The organism is Bacillus sp. FSL E2-8887, assembly GCF_038007205.1.
GTDB lineage: Bacteria > Bacillota > Bacilli > Bacillales > Bacillaceae_G > Bacillus_A > Bacillus_A mycoides.
Map to the genome: position 1 here is coordinate 4,065,693 of NZ_JBBOWS010000001.1, position 15,889 is coordinate 4,081,581.

The window sequence follows — 15,889 nt, forward strand, 5'->3', positions numbered from 1 at the left end:
CGAATATTAAAAAAAGACTAGCATTCGCTAGTCTAAATGTTTCTTGTATTCTCTTTGAGCGAAGAAGAAATAGATGATACATGCAGCAATGTAAAACAGAATAAACAAACCTACTTTTCTTAATGAACCGTCCATAAAGAGAGTATTATGAAACGTATATAACGCAACTGCACTATGCATACTCCCTACTATAATTGGCGCAAAAAATAGCATACACAATTGCCAACGAGAAATCTTCCACACTTCTTCCTTCGTCATTCCAAGTTTAGAGAGCGCCCCGTACTGCTTTCGATCGGATGCAATATTATGAAACCATTTAAAATATACGATGCTACATGACGTAAGGAAGAATAATATGCTAATGAATGAGCCTATAAATAGAGTAATATCACCACCTTCTTTCATATTCACATATAATTCCATATTACTTCGAAACGCATCATTATTATCTTGTTTCATATGTTTCCGTAAATCTTCGTTTAATTCTTTCGTATTTTCGATATTTGGTAATGTGTAACCTCTATATATCATTTTTTCAGAATCCGGAATTGTATTTGCTATACTGTTAAAATCTTCATCATTCATGACAAAAAACAGACCATTAATGTATGAAGGGTGATAGTTAAATTGTACCCCTTCTTTCTGACCGTTAAATGCGAATGGATACGCTTGATTCATTACTTGCAATTGAATCTCTTTTTGATTATATACATTTGGATAATTGCGTTTATTATAATAGACAAGTGTAACTGTTCCTTTTTTAGGATAATACATTTTCTGTTTTTGTTTTCTTGCCTCTTGATTGTATTCACTTTCCTTTATAAGCGGTGCTACCTCTGTTTCTCCCTTATTGGACTGAAAGGATGCATACACTCCAACAAAACTCATATATTGAAAATTATCATATCCATATTGATGTAATAAGTTTTCAACCTTGTCTTTCTCGAAAACTTCATGAGCAGAAGTGCCTTTTTCTATGTATGAAAATGAGTGTACTCCTCCGCCACGCCACATATCTTGCATGCTAGAAAAATATAAGAACACCGTACCTGTCGCCGTAACGACAAACGTTGTTGCCATAGACAACAGAAAGAAAAAGCGACTATTTTCCTTCATTCGATGTGACAATTGATTCACTATAAATAAATACGGATATGTATACATAATCTTTTTATTTCGTTTTATCACTTCTAACAATTGGCTAACACCATGTGTAAAAGAAAAATACGTTCCAAAAAAAATAAGTATAGACACAGGGAAAAAGTATAATGCTATCGTTGGCATCGTCACTTGTAGCGCTAGCGCATATCCCGTTCCTAAACAAGAAAAGCCGAATAAACAAAGCCACTTTGATGTTTTCCTCTCTCGTTTATCTGTTCGAAATTCTTTTAATAACCGTATGATTTTTATATTCCATATACGTAAAGCACTTATAAAAGATAACAGAACAAAGACGAGCATATATATAACAAACGTTACACCAATCGCTCTCATGTCAAATATGACAGGGAGTTCTTTCGGAAGGCGAAGTAACATGCTAAACACCATAAAAAAGAGTTTTAAAAAAATCATGCCAAGCCCGATACCGAAAATATTAGCGAAAATTCCGATCAATATTTGCTCGGTCATAATCACTCCTATTACGTTAGACTTCGTCGCTCCCATTAACATATATAACCCTAATTCTTTCTTACGTGCTTCTATGAAAATAGAAGTAGAGTACAAAATAAATATGACGAAAAAAGAAATAATTATAACGTTACATATGATAAGTCCCCAGCGTACATTTTGATACCACATCGTCTCTTGCATATACGGATGTACAATGACAGACATATATGCATAAGAAGCAAATATGGCAAAACAACTACTTAAGAAAAACACTTTATAATTACGCCAATTTCCCTTTATATTTTGTAGCGCCAGTTGCCGAATGTTCATCTATCGTCCTCCTGTACCTTACTACATAGGCAAAAAGCTAGAGGTTTCCCTAGCTTTTCACGTGTTTTAAATATCCTCTTTGCGCGATCATAAAGTAAATGGCAGAAGCTAAAATATAAGCCCCTATTACAATCGCACCTGATTTCCATAAATCGATATAAAGCATTTTCCCTAACGTATGAAGAGCAAACCCACTATGAATTGTACCGATTAAAATTGGGATAAAGAAGATAACACCCATCTGACGAATTGCAATTTTACGAATTTCTTTATCTGTCATACCAATTCTTTTTAATGACTTAAATTGAATACGATCTTGTTCTTTATCATTAAACCATTTAAAGTATGTCATGCTACACGCAAAGAAGAAGAACAGTACTGCTACGAAGAATCCGATGAACATTGTAATCGCTCCACCTTCTCTTATATCTTTATAAGCGAACACAGCGTTTCTCAATTCCCCTTGCTTTTCTGGTGCAATTTCCTTTTTCAAATCTAGCACAAGGTCTTCCGTACTTTTCCAGTCTTCTATATAATAACCGTAATATTTCGTCTTTTCTTCATCTGGTACGAGCTTTGCGTATTTCTCAAAATCTTGATCATTCACAATGAGATATTCACTATCATTAAAAACAGAAAATGGAGTTGGCTCATTTAATTGAACAGACTGCGTTTGTCCGTTGATTGTAAATTCATACGGTTTCGTACGATCTATCTTCATAAGTTCATTTGCTGCATCAACCATAACCATCGTCGCACTACCTGGTGCATTATGAACCTCTGTAATTTGCTCTTTCTTTTGTTCACGTACTTCCGCGTTATATTCTTTTTCTGAAATAATCGTCATTGGTACTTCACGTTCACTGTTAAACAACATTATTTTCTGTGTTGCAGGTAGTTTTACGTAAATTACTTTTCGTGCATCTTCAAACCCATGTTTTTTTACAATCTCTTGTTCTTTTTCTTCATTAATCAGGCTATGCGTATTTAGTCCCTTTTCCTCATATGAAATAGCATGCGGTGTAAGCTCTATCGTTTTCGCACTCATATTTTCAAAATATACATAAAGCGTACCAACCGCTGAAGAAACAACCGCCGTAATAATAGAAATAACAAATAGAAAACGAGCATTATCTTTCATTTTATAAATAAGATTGCTAAGTACAAACATATTGGGATACGTATAAAAAGATTGTTTTCGTTTTTGCAATGCTTTTAATACGACTGTACTTCCTTGTGTAAATAGTAAATACGTTCCGCCAATTGTCAGTCCGACAATTGGTAAGAAATACATAATGAAATTCATAATTGTTACTTGGGAACAAAGTATATACGCAGCAATAATACAGCCTATACCAACTACCCCTAACCATGTAAATGCAAAAGGTTCTACTTTTTGTTTTCTTGCCTCTCTTAATAAATCAATAATTTGCAAGCGGCCTACTGTCCAAACACTAAACAATGATAGTATTAAAAAGAGGACAAAGTATATGCCAACTGTAATAAGAACTGCTTTTCCATTCCACACAAGCGGCAGTGTTTTATCAATTTTTAGTAAGACAGTGAGTGCTTGGAAGAAAAGTTTTGAACAAAGCATCCCAATCCCAATACCTACTACAATGGCAATACTCCCTAACATCAGTTGCTCTAATATAATCATTCGGCCGAGCTGAGACTTCGTTCCACCTATTAACGTTAATAAGCCAAATTCTTTTTTTCTTGCTCGTAAAAACGTTGAATTTGCATATAAAATAAAGAGTGCTGAGAAGATGACTACAATATAATTCATCGATTCTAACCCTTTTGTAATCATCGTCTTCATACTAATATTACCGCTTACGACATCTGGATGATAAATGAAGGAAGCATACATGAAAAATACGACAATCGATAAACAACTACTAATAAGAAACGCTTTATAATTACGCCAATTTCCTTTTACGTTATTAAGCGCGAGCTGGCGAAAGTTCATGATATTCTCCTCCTAGCATCGCAAGTACGTCTAAAATTTCTTGGAAAAAGGCTTGCTTCGTTCTTCCTTTATGTATTTCTGAAAAAATCTCTCCATCACGTATGAAAAGGATACGTTCGCAATAACTAGCGGCTACTGGATCATGTGTTACCATTGCAATCGTTACTTTCTTTTGCTCATGCAAATCTTGAAGTGCTCCCATTAATGATTTCGCTGACTTAGAATCTAAGTTTCCTGTTGGCTCATCCGCTAAAATTAATGTTGGTTCATGAATAATCGCCCTTGCAGCTGCTGCACGTTGTTGTTGTCCACCTGATACTTCGTATACTTTTTTATTTAAAATTTCTTCGATGTTTAAAAACCTCGCAATTTCAAGTACTTTCGCATCGATTTCATTTACAGATTTCTTCGCCATTACAAGCGGCAAAATAATATTTTCTTTAATCGATAATGTATCAAGTAAGTTGAAATCTTGGAAAATGAATCCTAGATGTGTACGGCGAAATTCCGCCAATTTTGCAGCACGCATTTGATTAATTTCTTCACCATTTACAAGCACATGACCTGAAGTTTGCTTATCAATTGTTGCTAATAAATTTAAAAGCGTTGTTTTTCCGCTTCCTGAAGGCCCCATAATCCCTACAAACTCGCCTTCTTCAATTTTAAAATTTATATCATTTAAAGCAGTCGTCGCTACTGAACCTTTTGATTGATACACCTTTGTTAACCCTTTTACTTCAAGAACACTCATTTCTAATCCCCCTACGTGTTTTCTTCTTACATTTACTATAAGAAAAATAAGAAAAAGAAACGAGTGATTTCCCTTACAAAACGTTTTGTTATCTTACAGTTTTGTCATTTTTCTCATTAATGTATGATATTCTTCATCTTTTGCAAATTGGAACGTAACTGTTGTTCCTTCCCCTTCAGTTGATTGTACATACACTCCATGATGTAAATTACCGCAAATTTCCTTCGTAATATATAAACCCATACCTGTCGCTTCCCTTGTTTTACGGCCGTTTATTCCCGTAAAGAACGGATCAAATATACGCTTTACATCTTGCTCTGGAATACCAATTCCATTGTCCTTAATATGTAATAACACCTTTTGATCTTTCTCTTCAATTTGAAATTGAATTTCTTTTTTCTCTGCTTCTGAAATTTTTGTATACTTAATTGCATTCACAACAATTTGGCTCATCGCGATACTAAGCCACTTTCTATCAGACGCAATCATACAAGTCTCTTCTTCAAACATCATTTTCGGAAATACAGAAGATTGAATGAACGACTTCCGATTTTCATTAATAATATCTCGAATGACCTCTATAACATTTACTACTTCTACTTTATAGTCTTTCGAAAATTGATCTAACCTTGCCATATGTAACGCTAAATCTAACCCATTTAAAATACGGTTATTTTCTTCACGAATACTTTCAATCGTTCCCCTTGCTTCACGGTGTTCCTTACCATATTTCTGTAACAATAATTCAATAACGGATACTGGTGTTTTCATTTGATGGATCCACTGGTTCATAAAAATCATTTGCTGTTGCTCTTTTGCATGCTGCTTATGAACTTCATTCATATATTGCTGCCTTAATAGCGTAAACGCTTCAACGACCATTTCTTGCTCTGACGTATAAGAAGTATCGATAAGTAAAGAGTCATGTAATGTATGTCCACCGGCAATATACTGTTCTATCCTCTTTAAAAACACACTTCGTTTTCGGTAATCGTAAATAAGGTATACACTAAACACAACTGTCCCTAATAAAAGTCCGTATAACCATGTACTCCAGTCCAGCGCACGCTTTTCTAAAAGGCTTTGCAACTGCAATACGAGTCCAAATAAACAAAGGCTTATAATGTAAGAAAGGATTAAGGAAAAACGTTCTATGAGGTAATTTTTAACCTTCATGCCCTTCGCCCCACTCAGTAAGAAGAGCATAACCGTACCCACGCTTTGTGACAATTGCATTTTTAATGCCTAACTCCTCAAGTTTCTTCCTTACACGCTTTACATTCACGGTTAATGTATTATCATCAACAAAAGCTACTTCATCCCATAAAGCCTCTAACAGCTCTTCACGTGTCACGTATTGATTTGATTGTTTCATTAAACATTCTAATAAATAAAACTCATTTTTTGTAAGTTCCGTTTGTTGACCTTTCCACTCTACTGTGTGCTGTGATGGGAATAATAACAATCCATTAACACCTAAGCAGTCACTTTCCGCGGTCAAAGCATACTCACCATACCCGCGGCGGAGTGCACTTTTCACCTTTGCCATTACGATATCTAAATGGAATGGCTTCGTAATGTAATCATCTCCGCCATTTTCAATCGCCATTACTTGATCCATTTCCCCTGTTCTTGCAGAAACAAAAATAATCGGCGCATTCGATACAGTGCGGATTTGGCGGCACCAGTAGAAGCCATCAAAGTATGGTAAATTAATATCAAGTAACACAAGATGAGGACTTACTTTTACAAACTCATCTTTTATATGCCGTAAATCGCTCACTCTGAAAGATTGATATCCATACCTTTCTAAATGCTCCTCTAATATCTCTGCAATTTTTTCATCATCTTCTACAATTAATATTTTATACATATTCCTTTTCTCCCCATAAAATATTCTTCTAAAATCACTCCTTTGTCTATTATAAATTGAAACTTTAATCAATGGGGATTTTTTCCTATATCGACTTATGGTTCACCTATATGAATTGGGTTTTCACTGGACTCAAATAACGAAAAAAAAAGACCGCCATATTTCGGCAGTCTTAATCGATAAATTCAAATTGATATTCAAGAATTTTCACAATATCTCCGTCTGTTGCACCACGTGCACGAAGGGCTTCATCAATACCCATTCCACGCATTTGACGAGCAAATCGGCGTACAGATTCATCACGTGAGAAGTCTGTCATCTTGAATGTTTTCTCAATGTCATAACCAGAAATAACAAATGTGCCATCACTTTCGCGTGTAATTTCAAAATTAGATTCAGATTCAAATTTGTACATTACACTTGCTTCAGATTCTTCTACATCATCGTACATTGGGAATTCTGGTGTTGTTTCTAATAAGTTCGCTACTTCAAATAGTAAGTCACGAACACCTTGTTTCGTTACAGCTGAGATTGGGAAAATTTTCACTTCGTCTCCCAATTTCTCTTTAAATGCTTGTAAGTTTTCTTCTGCATCTGGCATATCCATTTTGTTTGCAACAACAACTTGTGGACGCTCAGTTAAACGCATATTGTATTCTTTTAGTTCATTATTGATTGTGACATAATCTTCATATGGCTCACGTCCTTCTAAACCAGACATATCGATAACGTGTACAATTACACGTGTACGTTCGATATGACGTAAGAATTGGTGTCCAAGTCCAACGCCGGAGTGTGCGCCTTCAATTAGTCCAGGAAGGTCAGCCATAACGAAGCTGCGGTTATCACCAGTTTCAACAACACCAAGATTCGGAACGATTGTTGTAAAGTGATATTCTGCAATTTTCGGACGCGCTGATGATACAACAGATAATAATGTAGATTTACCTACACTTGGGAATCCAACAAGTCCAACATCTGCTAGCACTTTAAGTTCTAGCGTGACATCACGTTCTTGACCTGGTTCCCCGTTCTCAGCGATTTCTGGCGCTGGGTTCGTCGCTGTTGCGAAACGTGAATTACCACGGCCACCACGGCCACCTCTTGCGATTACAGCTGTTTGTTCATGCGTTACTAAATCGGCAAGAATTTCACCTGTTTTTTCATCTTTCACTATTGTTCCTGGTGGAACCTTTACGATTAAATCTTCAGATTTACGACCGTGCTGACCTTTACTCATTCCGTGCTGACCGCGATCAGCTTTGAAATGACGTTGGTAGCGGAAGTCCATTAATGTACGTAAGCCTTCCTCAACAACAAAAACAACATCTGCACCTTTACCACCGTCGCCACCTGCTGGGCCACCTTTAGGTACATACTTCTCACGACGATACGCAACCATTCCGTTACCACCGTCGCCGCCTTTTACATATATCTTGACCTGATCTACAAACATTATTTCACCACACTTTTTTCGATTAGTTGTAATATAACTGAGACTTCTTCGTCTCGTACTGTATAAGAAATGGAATACCATTTATTGTTTTCGTTCGCAAGCCACGTTTGTAGTTCTTCTACATTCGTTAGCTTTCCACGAAAATCAAAAAAGAAACGAGCATTCTCCGCGTCACTTTCAATTGTGATACAAACATAATTTTCAACATATACGTCTAAACTATGCTGAAGCATTAAGAAAAACTGATTCGTCCATGTACATACAGTCTCATCTAGATGAGATAAGTTATGTAATTTCCCTAATACTTCGTACTCCAATAAGCACGGTTGCTGTTTCCAATTATATGTTAAAATCCACTCTGAAAATAAAGGCATTGATAGCCCCATCAGATTGGATTCTTGTCTCGCTTCTTGGACAAAACGATCGATGAGCCTATGAATCTCTTCCACTTTTCCAAGGGAAAGATTTCCTTTAACCATCTGCAAACGATTGAGCCAATCATGTCTCGAGTGGCTCAACGCATCTATAATTGTCCATTTTTCATTCATTTAGATACCCCTTAATATAGAAAAACTCTAACCTGCACTCAGGTTAGAGTTTTCCGTGAGTTCTTATGCTTCTTGAGCAACAGGATATACGCTCACTTGTTTGCGGTCACGACCAAGACGCTCAAAGCGTACTACGCCGTCAACTTTCGCGTATAAAGTGTCATCGCCACCACGACCAACGTTAACACCTGGATAAATTTTTGTACCGCGTTGACGGTAAAGAATTGAACCACCTGAAACCGTTTGACCATCTGCGCGTTTAGCACCAAGACGTTTTGACTGAGAGTCACGACCGTTCTTTGTACTACCTACACCTTTCTTAGATGCGAAAAACTGAAGATCTAATCTTAACATACGTTACACCTCCTGCACTTTTTCTATTAAACGGATATACTTTCCGTAATCAAGTTCAATCGTCTTAAGTGAAACAACCAATCCTTCTAAAAGTATTTGTGCTTTTTCTGCTGTATGAACGTCTAAATCATTAGGCAATTCATACGTCAAGAATCCGCCATCACTTCCGAGTTCAATAGTTGCCTGCACATTACAAAGTTCTTCCACTGCATTTATAGAACCAAACACAACCGCTGTAGTTCCAGCACAGACAAGATCTTGTCCATGTGGCGCATAATTGGCATGTCCAGTCATTTTAAATGATCGGATACTTCCTAATTTCGTGCGACTTATCGTAATCTTAATCATCTTAACCAGAATTAAGCGTTGATAGCTTCAACTACTAGCTTAGTGTAAGGTTGACGATGACCTTGTTTCTTACGATTGTTCTTTTTCGCTTTGTATTTGAAAACGATGATTTTCTTAGCGCGACCTTGTTTTTCAACTTTCGCAGTAACTGTTGCACCCTCTACAACTGGGCTACCAACTTTCACGTTTTCGCCACCAACGAAAAGAACTTTGTCAAAAGTAACAGTTTCACCAGCTTCAACATCTAATTTTTCAATGTAGATTGCTTGACCAGCTTCAACTTTAATTTGTTTTCCACCTGTTTCGATAATTGCGTACATACTTGCACCTCCTCTTAATTACTAAGACTCGCCAAAAACGAGGTAGACATAAAATGTCTTTAGGGAACCTGTCTTGTGCGGTTGTAGCATATAGCAGTTTAGGTGCTATAAACTATAACATAAAAATATTACCATGACTCATTGACTATTGTCAATGAATGTTCTGCTAACTATTTTTTCCGTTCTACAATTTCTTTCTTACTTCCAAAACGGATAATAGCGTACTTTTCGATAATATCATCTTTGAAATAAATTTCAAATGGAATATTTTTTTGTAATTCTTTTTGTGAAAAATGTTTTTGTACTTTTTTTGAAGCACCAATCAATACAGCTTCATCCTCTATATTACCATAAGTAATAAGCTCTCTCTCTAGCTCATACGCAATTGTTTCATTAGATATAACGTAACCTGTCGCTTTACAAGGCGCACACTCTTCTAATAATACGTCACGTAACGAATGTTTCTTGCGCTTACGCGTCATCTCTAAAATACCTAACTCTGTAAACCCAAGCACTCTTGTATATGTGCGATCATCTTGTAAAGCTATCATTAAACGCTCTCTTACCTTCTCTTTATCTTCCCGTCTTTTCATATTAATAAAATCAATTAATATCATCCCGCCAATATCACGAAGTCTTAATTGACGAGCAATCTCTTCAGCAGCCATTTCATTTGTGCGAAATACGGTATCTTGTAAATTTTGTTTTCCAGTAAATTTACCTGTATTCACATCAATTACAGTCATCGTCTCCATTTGTTCTACAATTAGATAGGCACCATTTGGTAGCCACACAATTTTTTGAAGTGCTTTCTCGATTTCACGATCTATTCCAAAATGGTTAAACATCGAAGATTTTTCATTATAAAAGGATACTCTTTCTTTCCCTACTTTTTCTTCTAATTCTTTTACTATACTTCTCGTATCTACAACTATTTTTTCAATTGTTTCAATTGGGTTCTCCTGAAATACACGATCTAAAAACGTCGCTGGTTGATGAAGTAGTAAGGGCGCCTTCCCTTGATCTTCTTTTCTTTTTAACTCTTCATATAACTGCTGCAACCCTTGCATTTCAGCTTGTATTTCATCGATTGTTCCTTTTTCAGAAGCAGAACGGAAAATGTATCCACCTGTTCCTTCTACTTCAATTCCCAGTAACTGTTGTCTTCTTTTATTATTTTTTATTTTCCGAGAAACAGCGCGCATGTCATCATAGGGCATGTAAACGACATATTTTCCGGTAAATTCTATCTTCGCCGTTAATTTTGGCCCCTTCGTATCAATTGCCTCTTTCACAACTTGTACAAGTATCGCCTGCCCTTCATGTATGCGATATGAAGATGGTACATCATCAAATGAAAGATATGCATGTTTTTCTAATCCGATATTTACAAAGGCTGCGTTCATTCCAGCAATTGTTCTTACGATACGCCCAACATAAATATGTCCGACAATCTCCTGCTCTTCATTCCGTTTCCATAAAAGCTCTACAATTTTTTGTTTCTCTTCTATCGCAACACGCTTTTCCGAACCAGTGTAGTTAATATATAACGTCTTCAAAATTCTTTCCTCACTTTTCATTTCTTTTCCTTACAATATAAAAGGTTAGTGTCGTCGTCAACACTAACCAATTAATTCTTCAACAGATGAGGTTGTTCGTTTTTCAGCAAAATACGCATACAACAATTCATTTTCGTCCAATGTGTAATGCTCTTTATATTTTCCATGGACGATAATAGAGTGTTTATATCCTCTGCGAAATTTTGTGAAAATCGTATATAAATGATCTTCCGTTTTCACCTCAATAGGTGCTATTTTTTCAATATCTCTTTTATTCCCATAATAACGCTCTAATAAAAAACGCATAAATGCGTACCGTCTTTGTTTCCATTCTTGATATAAAGAAATCGCTAGAAAAACGAGTAATACCCACATCATAATGTTATTACTATTCCAAAGTAACTGCCATCCTAATATTACACTAAAAAAAACACATGACAATTTCATCATCTTTTCATGTGCTTGTAAATAGGGAAAACGATATGATAATACATTAAATAATACTTTCCCACCATCAAGTGGCCAAATAGGCAATAAATTAAACCCTAAAATAATGACATTATTCCATACAAAGAAATGGTACAAATCGTCAGTTACCCAGCCCGCTTTATACAAAATGTAAGCGACCGCAATCATCCATATATGCTGAATTGGCCCCGCCATAACGACAATTAATTCTTCTTTTAACGATTTGTTCCCATGTTCTTCCATCTCAACTACGCCACCAAACGGCAAAAGCTGAATTTGTTTAATACGCCAATTATAATACGCTGCGGCAAAAGCATGCCCAAGTTCATGAACTAAAACGATACAAAATAGTAATAGTAACTCTTTAAAACGTGCTGTAAAAATACCAATGACAATAATAACCCAAAACAACGGATGCACAGAAATTTTCGTGAAAACATCCCTATATTTAATCAAATGAAATCACCTGAATTGGATCAATAAATTTCTCATTCTTTTTTATTGCAAAATAAAATTTGCCATTTTTATTATTTTCATCATTACTCACTATTCCAATTTTTTGTTTCTTTGAAACGTAATCATATAATTTTACTGACATATCATTTAAATTTGCATACCATGACTCCGTACCATCAGCGTGCTGAATTTGAACTGTATTTCCAAGTTCCTCTTTCTTGCCCGCAAAAACAACTATACCTTCATTTACTGACTCCACCGTTGCATTTGTAGCCGTTTGAACAAATACACCCTGGCCGTTTTTTTGAAATCCTTGCATCACCTTTCCAGAGGCAGGAATCGCATAATCCTTTTGCTGAATAGCCTCTTCTTTTTTCTCATTTGGAGAAAAGAACACGAGAGGTTTTCCAAACTGATTTTCATACCATTTCGATATAGTAGCAAATTGAAATTCTTCTTGCATAACTTTTTCTGTAACCGCTCTAGTACCATCAAAAGAAGAAGGTGCGTTCTTAAATAAAATAGCAACCGAAAGAACTAATATTGCTGATAGCAAAACTTTGAAGAGAAAAACTTCTTTTCGAAATAGAGGATGAATTTCCTTCTCCCCCTCTTCAATAAAGACCGTTTCGCTATCAAAATCTCCTCCCGCAAAATACTGCTCTTCTTCTAGCAATTCTTGCTCTGCTTTCCTTTTCGCAATCCGCTTTTTAATTTCTTCCACACGTCTATTCTTCATACTGTCTCCTTTCTTTCGTTAGCCTTATTCAAATAGAAACAGTTATATACAGTTTGTACATATGTATGAGTTATAGAAGGAAGATATTCATGCGAAGAAAAAAGAAAGCACTCCGCATTTATGCGAAGTGCTTTTAACGGATTCCAAAGAAATTTTTCATCTTTGTAAATACCGATACTTTTTCTTGTTCAAATGCTTGTAATGGTACATTCTCACCTAACAAGCGTCTTGCAATATTACGATAAGCTATTGCTGCTTTCCCGCTAGGTTGCAGCGCTACAGGTTCACCTGTATTCGTAGCACGAATAACTTCATCATCATCCTCGACAACTCCAAGAAGCTCGATTGACAGTGTACGTACGATTTCATCAACGTCTAACATATCCTGTTCATGAAGCATATGACTACGCACACGGTTAATGACAAGTTTCGGTGGTTCAATATCCTCTTTCTCTAAAAGCCCGATAATACGATCCGCATCACGCATTGAGGATACTTCTGGTGTTGTTACAACGATTGCTTTATCCGCACCTGCTACTGCATTTTTAAACCCCTGCTCAATCCCCGCAGGACAATCAATTAATATGTAATCATAATCTTGACGTAATACTTGTATTAATTCATCCATTTGTTCAGGTGTTACCGCCGATTTATCGCTCGTTTGTGCTGCAGGTAATAAATAAAGATCATCAAAACGCTTATCTTTAATAAGAGCCTGAGGTAAACGACAACGTCCTTCAACGACATCAACAAGATCAAATACAATACGATTTTCTAGCCCCATTACTACGTCTAAATTGCGTAAACCGATATCTGTATCAATTAAACACACTTTTTTTCCAGATAACGCAAGGGCTGTACCAATGTTCGCAGACGTTGTAGTTTTACCTACTCCGCCTTTTCCAGATGTAATTACTATTGCCTCTCCCACAGCTATACAATTCCCCTTTCTAACTTTGTTAAATTAGGTCTAAGATGAGTGAGAAGTTGCAGGCGATCGACAACAATGTGATTATTCTCATTAATGTACGCACATTCTGCCGCCTCTGCTCCGTCTTCTTTCTCTTCCGGAGCCCGCATTGTCACATCACTAATTCGGAGTTGCATAGGGTTCATAATAGATGCAGCAATAACAGCTTCTGAATCTCCATCATACCCCGCATGTGCAATTCCTCTTAATGATCCCAAGACAAAAATATTCCCCCCAGCGATAACCGTTCCGCCTGGATTAACATCTCCAATTAATAATAAATTGCCTTTTACATGTAACACTTGTCCAGAGCGAACAATTTTGGAAATAGGGACAATTTCTGTTTCTTCTTTCCAAGCTATTGCTTCTGCTTTTGTTATAACATCACTTTCGATTGATTCTACAACAAGGTTCTTCTTATTGCGAATTAACGTACGAATCTCTTCTTGTTGTGCTTCTGTTAAATAGCGATTTCCTACTTTAACACGCACTTCAATTAAAGACCGTCCGTCACTCTCATAGTAATGTGTAGAAAGCTTTTCATCCAATTCTTTTAGTAGCTCAGAGAATGAACAGCAATCATCTAAATGAAGTGTTATTCCATCTTTTGTCCCTTTTATCGTTACATTTTGTTGCTTTTTTTCTTCCACTAAAGTTCACCCCACCGATTCAATTCGACATAAAATTAGAAAATCCTTTTTTCTTTTTCTTCTATCGCTTTTGAAAGACGCACTAAATATCGTCTCAGTGGGAAACAAACTATTAATAAGAAAATTCCATTTAGCAATAAAGTAGCAAGGAGACGATCTGTGAAAAAGACAGATGCTGACATGTGAGTACGTCCTAACAAAGTTAAAAACCCATACACATAATACTCTAATGCTGCAATGCCAGCCAGTACGATAGAAGCGACAATAAATAAATTCAATTGTAATACTTTCATCACACTATAAACTAAATAAGCTAAAATCGGATAAGCAAATATATATATACCGACAAGTTCCGTGTATACGGTATCAAATAAGAAACCAAATAATAGTCCGTAGTAAATCCCTTGAACCGGACTATAGTACACTGTAATAAAACATAACACAATTATAAAGAAATGCGGTGCTGCTATACTGCCTTTCCAAAAGACGTCTGTTGGAACAACAGTAGAGAACATATTTTCAAATAAAAAAACAAAAAGGAGCAAAAGAGGAAGAGCTGCTCTTTTTAAAATCGTCATCATCTCTTCTCTCCCTCCTATTCTAACGGCGCTGTAGGCATATCACGTTTTGCAACTATAATATGCTCTACATCATTCAAATCAGCGGATGGTTTTACATAAGCCGTTTTTGTTAAACCGTATGGATCTGGCTGAACATCAACAATTTTCCCAATCGCAAGACCTTTAGGGAAGATATCACCAAGTCCAGATGTTACAACTAGTTGATCTTTTTGTACCTCTGCATCAGAGCTAATCTTTGTGAAAAGAAGTAGTTGTTTTTCTTTATCGTAACCTTCAATTAATCCAAAGATATTTTCTTGTCCTTGTACAATAGCAGAAACACGGTTTGTTCGGCTCATCGAACTTAACAACTCTACTGAAGATGTAAACTGAGATACACTTTTTACGCGTCCAACTAAACCTTTCGGAGTTACAACAGCCATATCTTTTTTGATCCCTTGCTGTGCTCCTTTATCAATTCCAACTAAATCGTACCATTTATCGGGATTACGAGAAACCACACTAGCTTGTACTTCCGTATAATCACCACGGGACTTTTCTTTACCAGTTAATTCTCGTAGTTTTTTATTCTCATCGTCTAAATTTTTCACTACTGCAGATAAATCTGCGGTAGAATCTAATTTTGCTTTCAGCTTTTTATTCTCTTCATACGTGCGCTTTACATCTTCTACGTTCTCGAAGAATCCGGCAACATAATTCGCTGGCTTTTGGAATACACGTTCTACAACACCGACAGTATCTTTTATAAACTGCTCTGGCCATGATAAACTGTTCCGTTCTTTCAATGAGATTCCAATCAATGCCACGAGAAGAATAATACTAACTAACAAAACAATTAATCTTTTGTTTAAGAAAAACTGTGGCACGTTCACACCCTCTTAATTTCATTGATTTTTATTTTGC

At 36.2% G+C, this 15,889-nt stretch carries 17 protein-coding genes and 1 other annotated feature; all 17 genes read right to left on the reverse strand.

Features of this window, described 5'->3' with window-relative positions; all coding sequences use genetic code 11:
- Positions 1–27 precede the first annotated feature (27 nt).
- The 17 genes from NSQ08_RS20860 to mreC all read right to left on the reverse strand — a co-directional run bounded on the left by NSQ08_RS20860 (position 28) and on the right by mreC (position 15,852).
- The gene (locus tag NSQ08_RS20860) at positions 28–1,941 is read right to left on the reverse strand and encodes an ABC transporter permease (protein WP_340778572.1); all 1,914 of its coding nucleotides are present in this window, start codon (positions 1,939–1,941) and stop codon (positions 28–30) included.
- A gap of 49 nt (positions 1,942–1,990) precedes the next feature.
- The gene (locus NSQ08_RS20865) at positions 1,991–3,913 is read right to left on the reverse strand and encodes an ABC transporter permease (RefSeq protein ID WP_340778574.1); all 1,923 of its coding nucleotides are present in this window, start codon (positions 3,911–3,913) and stop codon (positions 1,991–1,993) included.
- On the reverse strand, positions 3,888–4,664 hold the full coding sequence (locus NSQ08_RS20870) for an ABC transporter ATP-binding protein (RefSeq protein WP_002190773.1): 777 nt from the start codon (positions 4,662–4,664) through the stop codon (positions 3,888–3,890). Before NSQ08_RS20870 ends, NSQ08_RS20865 begins: the two co-directional genes overlap by 26 nt.
- Before the next feature lie 93 nt (positions 4,665–4,757).
- Complete coding sequence (locus NSQ08_RS20875; protein ID WP_033707976.1) at positions 4,758–5,840, reverse strand: HAMP domain-containing histidine kinase; 1,083 nt, start codon at positions 5,838–5,840, stop codon at positions 4,758–4,760.
- Positions 5,830–6,537: a response regulator transcription factor gene (locus NSQ08_RS20880; RefSeq protein WP_340778580.1), complete on the reverse strand. Its 708-nt coding sequence runs from the start codon at positions 6,535–6,537 to the stop codon at positions 5,830–5,832. Before NSQ08_RS20880 ends, NSQ08_RS20875 begins: the two co-directional genes overlap by 11 nt.
- Positions 6,538–6,709: 172 nt before the next feature.
- Positions 6,710–7,993 carry a GTPase ObgE gene (gene obgE, locus NSQ08_RS20885; RefSeq protein WP_002015378.1) on the reverse strand — a complete coding sequence of 428 codons (1,284 nt, stop codon included), beginning with the start codon at positions 7,991–7,993 and terminating at the stop codon, positions 6,710–6,712.
- Positions 7,993–8,541, reverse strand: a complete 549-nt coding sequence (locus tag NSQ08_RS20890; RefSeq protein WP_002015377.1) for a sporulation initiation phosphotransferase B — start codon at positions 8,539–8,541, stop codon at positions 7,993–7,995. Before NSQ08_RS20890 ends, obgE begins: the two co-directional genes overlap by 1 nt.
- A gap of 63 nt (positions 8,542–8,604) precedes the next feature.
- Positions 8,605–8,895, reverse strand: coding sequence for a 50S ribosomal protein L27 (rpmA, locus tag NSQ08_RS20895; protein ID WP_000944957.1), 291 nt, complete (start codon positions 8,893–8,895; stop codon positions 8,605–8,607).
- A gap of 3 nt (positions 8,896–8,898) precedes the next feature.
- The gene (locus tag NSQ08_RS20900) at positions 8,899–9,243 is read right to left on the reverse strand and encodes a ribosomal-processing cysteine protease Prp (protein WP_002138477.1); all 345 of its coding nucleotides are present in this window, start codon (positions 9,241–9,243) and stop codon (positions 8,899–8,901) included.
- An 11-nt stretch (positions 9,244–9,254) separates the two neighbouring features.
- Positions 9,255–9,563 (reverse strand): 50S ribosomal protein L21, encoded by a 309-nt coding sequence (gene rplU / locus NSQ08_RS20905; RefSeq protein WP_000270907.1) that lies wholly within the window; start codon positions 9,561–9,563, stop codon positions 9,255–9,257.
- Positions 9,564–9,577: 14 nt separating this feature from the next.
- Positions 9,578–9,656: a sequence feature (ribosomal protein L21 leader region), on the reverse strand.
- A gap of 77 nt (positions 9,657–9,733) precedes the next feature.
- Positions 9,734–11,143 (reverse strand): Rne/Rng family ribonuclease, encoded by a 1,410-nt coding sequence (locus NSQ08_RS20910; RefSeq protein WP_340778586.1) that lies wholly within the window; start codon positions 11,141–11,143, stop codon positions 9,734–9,736.
- 42 nt (positions 11,144–11,185) lie between these two features.
- Positions 11,186–12,046 carry a M50 family metallopeptidase gene (locus tag NSQ08_RS20915; protein WP_002088816.1) on the reverse strand — a complete coding sequence of 287 codons (861 nt, stop codon included), beginning with the start codon at positions 12,044–12,046 and terminating at the stop codon, positions 11,186–11,188.
- Positions 12,039–12,785, reverse strand: coding sequence for a M23 family metallopeptidase (locus tag NSQ08_RS20920; protein ID WP_002034147.1), 747 nt, complete (start codon positions 12,783–12,785; stop codon positions 12,039–12,041). The genes NSQ08_RS20915 and NSQ08_RS20920 overlap by 8 nt, the downstream gene beginning before the upstream one ends.
- A gap of 133 nt (positions 12,786–12,918) precedes the next feature.
- On the reverse strand, positions 12,919–13,716 hold the full coding sequence (minD, locus tag NSQ08_RS20925) for a septum site-determining protein MinD (protein WP_000503308.1): 798 nt from the start codon (positions 13,714–13,716) through the stop codon (positions 12,919–12,921).
- Between the two features lie 2 nt (positions 13,717–13,718).
- The gene (gene minC / locus NSQ08_RS20930; protein ID WP_002034146.1) at positions 13,719–14,405 is read right to left on the reverse strand and encodes a septum site-determining protein MinC; all 687 of its coding nucleotides are present in this window, start codon (positions 14,403–14,405) and stop codon (positions 13,719–13,721) included.
- A gap of 35 nt (positions 14,406–14,440) precedes the next feature.
- A complete protein-coding gene (gene mreD / locus NSQ08_RS20935) occupies positions 14,441–14,986 on the reverse strand; it encodes a rod shape-determining protein MreD (RefSeq protein WP_002015371.1) in 546 nt (181 codons plus the stop codon).
- Between the two features lie 14 nt (positions 14,987–15,000).
- Positions 15,001–15,852, reverse strand: a complete 852-nt coding sequence (gene mreC, locus NSQ08_RS20940; protein WP_002129256.1) for a rod shape-determining protein MreC — start codon at positions 15,850–15,852, stop codon at positions 15,001–15,003.
- Positions 15,853–15,889: the final 37 nt, after the last annotated feature.

Bases quoted from the DNA above. Each gene is read 5' to 3' on its own strand.
- NSQ08_RS20875 (WP_033707976.1), bottom strand. From the start codon at position 5,840: ATGAAGGTTAAAAATTACCTCATAGAACGTTTTTCCTTAATCCTTTCT.
- NSQ08_RS20910 (WP_340778586.1), bottom strand. From the start codon at position 11,143: ATGAAAAGTGAGGAAAGAATTTTGAAGACGTTATATATTAACTACACT.
- NSQ08_RS20880 (WP_340778580.1), bottom strand. From the start codon at position 6,537: ATGTATAAAATATTAATTGTAGAAGATGATGAAAAAATTGCAGAGATA.
- NSQ08_RS20920 (WP_002034147.1), bottom strand. From the start codon at position 12,785: ATGAAGAATAGACGTGTGGAAGAAATTAAAAAGCGGATTGCGAAAAGG.
- NSQ08_RS20900 (WP_002138477.1), bottom strand. From the start codon at position 9,243: ATGATTAAGATTACGATAAGTCGCACGAAATTAGGAAGTATCCGATCA.
- NSQ08_RS20865 (WP_340778574.1), bottom strand. From the start codon at position 3,913: ATGAACTTTCGCCAGCTCGCGCTTAATAACGTAAAAGGAAATTGGCGT.
- NSQ08_RS20870 (WP_002190773.1), bottom strand. From the start codon at position 4,664: ATGAGTGTTCTTGAAGTAAAAGGGTTAACAAAGGTGTATCAATCAAAA.
- obgE (WP_002015378.1), bottom strand. From the start codon at position 7,993: ATGTTTGTAGATCAGGTCAAGATATATGTAAAAGGCGGCGACGGTGGT.
- mreD (WP_002015371.1), bottom strand. From the start codon at position 14,986: ATGATGACGATTTTAAAAAGAGCAGCTCTTCCTCTTTTGCTCCTTTTT.
- NSQ08_RS20890 (WP_002015377.1), bottom strand. From the start codon at position 8,541: ATGAATGAAAAATGGACAATTATAGATGCGTTGAGCCACTCGAGACAT.
- rpmA (WP_000944957.1), bottom strand. From the start codon at position 8,895: ATGTTAAGATTAGATCTTCAGTTTTTCGCATCTAAGAAAGGTGTAGGT.
- NSQ08_RS20860 (WP_340778572.1), bottom strand. From the start codon at position 1,941: ATGAACATTCGGCAACTGGCGCTACAAAATATAAAGGGAAATTGGCGT.
- rplU (WP_000270907.1), bottom strand. From the start codon at position 9,563: ATGTACGCAATTATCGAAACAGGTGGAAAACAAATTAAAGTTGAAGCT.